This window comes from Halococcus thailandensis JCM 13552, from assembly GCF_000336715.1.
Taxonomy (GTDB): domain Archaea; phylum Halobacteriota; class Halobacteria; order Halobacteriales; family Halococcaceae; genus Halococcus; species Halococcus thailandensis.
Genome location: NZ_AOMF01000081.1, coordinates 1 through 1,069, shown reverse-complemented (window position 1 = coordinate 1,069; position 1,069 = coordinate 1). Strand labels below are relative to the sequence as shown.

Sequence of the window (1,069 nt, the reverse complement as noted above, 5' to 3'; positions counted from 1 at the left end):
GAACGGTTGGCGTGGACGCTGGATACCTGCCGACAGGTTCGCAACCACTTCCTGCATCGGATGAATCGGCTGGAAGACTCGTCGTACACGCCAGAACAGAACCGTCTCCCAAAACTCAAGAAGTGGTGGACCGACCTTAATGATCCAGACACGCTCTGCAAGTTCGCTCAGAGACATATGATCAGAAGGCCGTTACTGCTGGTTCACAGAAATCACGAAATCGGTGAATCAGGGTTTATATGGTATCGATCAAAATAGTCGTATTCAGGTGTGTATGTAGGAATTAAATCATCACTAATTCGCCTCGGCGATATTACGGTAAACGTTACAGTAAAAACCTAACTCGATTAGATTTCTGTATACCCGGTTTACGGCTCTCTTAGATCGTTATTTCTCTTCCGTGAATCTACTTTCAAAGCTTCTCTCACCCATTACAGTCGGTCCACTCGAAAGTGCTTCAGATGGTCGTTCGCCGCCTCTACAAGGACTGTTCGAACCTTGCGAAAAAGTCGAAGAAGGGCTACAACGTCGGCAAACTCAAGTGGAAAGGTGTAGGCGACTACTATTCCTTCACGTACAACCAGACCGGCTTCGAACTCAAGAAAACGAGTGGCCGCGACAGGTTGCACCTTTCAAAGATTGGNGAAAAGCGTCGTCGTGAAACGCGAAGCCACCGGACGGTGGTACGCTTCGCTCCAACTCGACACCGACGCCGAAGCACCTTCGAAACCGGACGAACCGGAGCGGTGTGTCGGTATCGATGTGGGGATACTGAAATACACCCACGACACCGACGGCCATGCCGTCGGGTCGTTGGGGACCTTTCGGCGGAGCAGGAACGGTTGGAACACGAACAGCGTGTTCTCTCCCGCAAAGAGCACGGGTCGAACAACTACCGCGAACAGCAACGGAAGGTTGCCCGACGCCACGCCGACATCAAGCGGAAACGTCGCGACTTCCTGCACAAACTCTCGACGTGGTACGCCGAGACCTACGATCTCGTAGCGGTCGAAAAGTTGGACGCAAAGAGCATGATGGAACTGCCGTCGAACTCGCACAACCGTGCGAG

1 pseudogene is annotated in these 1,069 nt (G+C 52.4%); it reads left to right on the top strand.

Annotated features, from left to right (window positions below):
* Positions 1 to 431 precede the first annotated feature (431 nt).
* Positions 432 to 1,069, top strand: a pseudogene (locus C451_RS20720) (RNA-guided endonuclease InsQ/TnpB family protein); the annotation flags it as partial.